This window comes from Protofrankia sp. Cas3 (assembly GCF_963555955.1).
Classification (GTDB): domain Bacteria; phylum Actinomycetota; class Actinomycetes; order Frankiales; family Frankiaceae; genus Protofrankia.
In genome coordinates this window covers 1-2,515 of sequence record NZ_CAUVXP010000309.1, presented here as the reverse complement: position 1 = coordinate 2,515, position 2,515 = coordinate 1, and the positions used below count along the sequence as shown (strand labels likewise).

The following is a 2,515-nucleotide window of genomic DNA, read 5'->3' as shown; positions in this document are numbered from 1 at the left end:
CACAACATCGCCGCCTGGACCGGACAGACCGGTGATCCGGCCAAGGCGCTGCAACTGTCCCGGGAGCTGCTACCCGACCGGGAGCGGGTTCTCGGCCCCGACCACCCCGACACCCTGACCACCCGGCACAACATCGCCGCCTGGACCGGACTGGCCGGTGATCCGGGCGGAGGTGAACGGTAGAAAGGGTGCGAGGGCGGTCGTGCTCCCGGTGTCGTTCTGTTCGGGCAGCACCGTAGCCAGGGCGTAACGCAACACGTCTGCCTAGAGCCGGTCGAGATACTCCCGGCCTACGGCGCAGGGGTGATCTGGGGGAAGGCCGCGGCCAGCGCATCGCGCCACGGACGCAGCGGCGTCAGGCCCGCGTCGCTCCACGAACGGGACGACAGCACCGAATAGGCCGGGCGCGGAGCCGGCCGGGGGAACGCGTCGGTCGTCGTCGGCGTGACCTTCGCCGGGTCCATCCCCAGCTCGGCGACGATCGCCCGAGCGAATCCGTACCAGGTCGTGTCGCCACCGCCGGTGCAGTGGTAGATCCCCGGCCTGACCCCCGATGCCGCGAGCTCGATCAGCCCGGCGGCGAGGTCCACCGCCCAGGTGGGTGACCCTTGCTGGTCGTCGACCACCGACAGGGTGTCGCGCTCCGCCGCGAGCTTGGCGATCGTCCGGACGAAGTTGCGCCCGGACGCGCCGTACACCCAGGCGGTGCGCACGACGTAGGCAGACGGACACAGCGCGAGCACGGCCTGCTCGCCGGCGAGTTTGGTCCGCCCGTATGCCGAACGCGGCGCGGTGGGGGCATCGGCCTCGTACGGCTTGTCCGCCGTGCCGTCGAAGACGTAGTCGGTGGAGACGTGCACCAGTGTTGCGCCGACCTCGGCACAGGCTGCGGCCAGCTGCGCCGGAGCGGCAGCATTCGCGGCGTAGGCGCCCGTCTCGTCGGACTCGGCACCGTCGACGTCCGTCCAGGCGGCGGTGTTGACCACCACGAGACCGCCCTGGATCTTCGCGGGCCGGGCCTGGTCCGCGATGACCGCCCGCACCCGGGCCGCGTCGGTGACGTCGAACTCGGCGCGGGTGAAACCCGCCCAGGCAAGGACCCGCTTATCGGACTCCAGCAGCTGACAGAGGTCCGCTCCGAGCTGACCGCCGGCTCCCGTCACCATCACGCGCACCAGGTAAGTGTGGCAGACCTCGCCAGATGATCATCCACGGCCCATCCCATCACCCACCGTGGATGAAATGACCATACCGCCATCGTTTGATTACACAAAGTATCAGCCGTGCACTCAGGATCAGGGTTACCCGGCGCAGCGCCGGGCACGGCTGGCCAACCAGGTCTGGCCGTCACCGTCGTCCGGAGAAGGCAGCGATCAGACCCCCGGCGCCCCGGCGAGCACCCGACGACGTGCTGACCCGCGCCCGGTCCCGTCCACCGCGGGGGGTTGTCCTGCTGACAGCGTTGCACCTCACGCTGTTGGCGACCTACTCGTTCACATATCCGACCTGGACCGGTTACGACGAGGCCCAACACGTCGACATGGTCTACGGGCTGCTCCACGGCGGTGGATGGCCGGCGCCGGGCGACCGGATCATGGCGAAGGGGGTCGCCGCCACCTCGGACGACTTCGATCGCGGCCGGTACGCCGGGATGTTCCAGTCGGGTCGCAGATCCCCCAGTGATCCACCATTCGCCGCGATCAGGCCGACGCCCCGCGGCCGGCGCCTGTCCTTTGATGCGCTGGGCGGCCCCGAGCCGGTCACGGACGGCCGGCTGCCCAACCAGATCGTGCAGCACCCGCCGATGATCTATGCGGTCGGGGCGGGCATGCTGGCGGCCCTGCCGGGATCGTCGCGATGGGCCTATGACCGGCAGGTCTGGGCGCTGCGCCTGCTCAACATCAGCCTTGTCGCTCCCCTGCCCCTGCTCGCCTGGGCGGCCGCGCGGCGGTTCGGGCTCTGCCAGCCGTTGGCACAGGCTGCCGCGGCAGTGCCGCTCGCCGTTCCCGGCCTGACCCGGGTCGGGGCCACGTTCAACAACGACGGACTGCTGATGTTCTCGGTCGGCGGGCTGACAGTACTGATCGCCGGCGTACTGGCCGGTGACATACGCCGGCGGACAGCGGTGGGGATCGCCCTGTCACTCACCGTGGCACTACTCACCAAGGCGCTGGCTCTGCCGCTGGTGCTGATGGTCGCGATCGCCTATCCGCTCGGCTGGGCGGCGCCCCGCGGACCACGCGGGCGCCGCTGCGCCCTGACCACCGGGTCCGGGCGGGCCGCGGTTGTACGCACGCCGCCGTGGCGGCCGGCGCTGCTCGCGATCGGGCTTGCCTGCGCAGCCGGCGGATGGTGGTGGGTCCGCAATTACATCCTCTACCACTCAATAGAGCCCAATGGATGGGCAACTGACCCACCACGGCGAGAACCGATCCTGCTACCGAAGTCATTCGGCACCTGGTACGGCTACTTCTGGCGAACGATCATCAGTCGGTTCTGGGGCTGTCTCTTATAC

General features: G+C 69.9%; 2 protein-coding genes and 1 pseudogene. 2 read left to right on the top strand and 1 reads right to left on the bottom strand.

Features of this window, described 5'->3' with window-relative positions; all coding sequences use genetic code 11:
* A partial coding sequence (locus tag U9983_RS27555) for a tetratricopeptide repeat protein (protein ID WP_322756806.1) occupies positions 1–183 on the top strand: 183 nt, incomplete at its 5' end.
* Positions 184–290: 107 nt separating this feature from the next.
* On the opposite strand, the gene rfbD is transcribed toward U9983_RS27555, so the two are convergent.
* A complete protein-coding gene (rfbD, locus tag U9983_RS27550; RefSeq protein ID WP_322756805.1) occupies positions 291–1,166 on the bottom strand; it encodes a dTDP-4-dehydrorhamnose reductase in 876 nt (291 codons plus the stop codon).
* Between the two features lie 242 nt (positions 1,167–1,408).
* Between rfbD and U9983_RS27545 the strand changes: the two are divergent.
* Positions 1,409–2,515, top strand: a pseudogene (locus U9983_RS27545) (hypothetical protein); the annotation flags it as partial.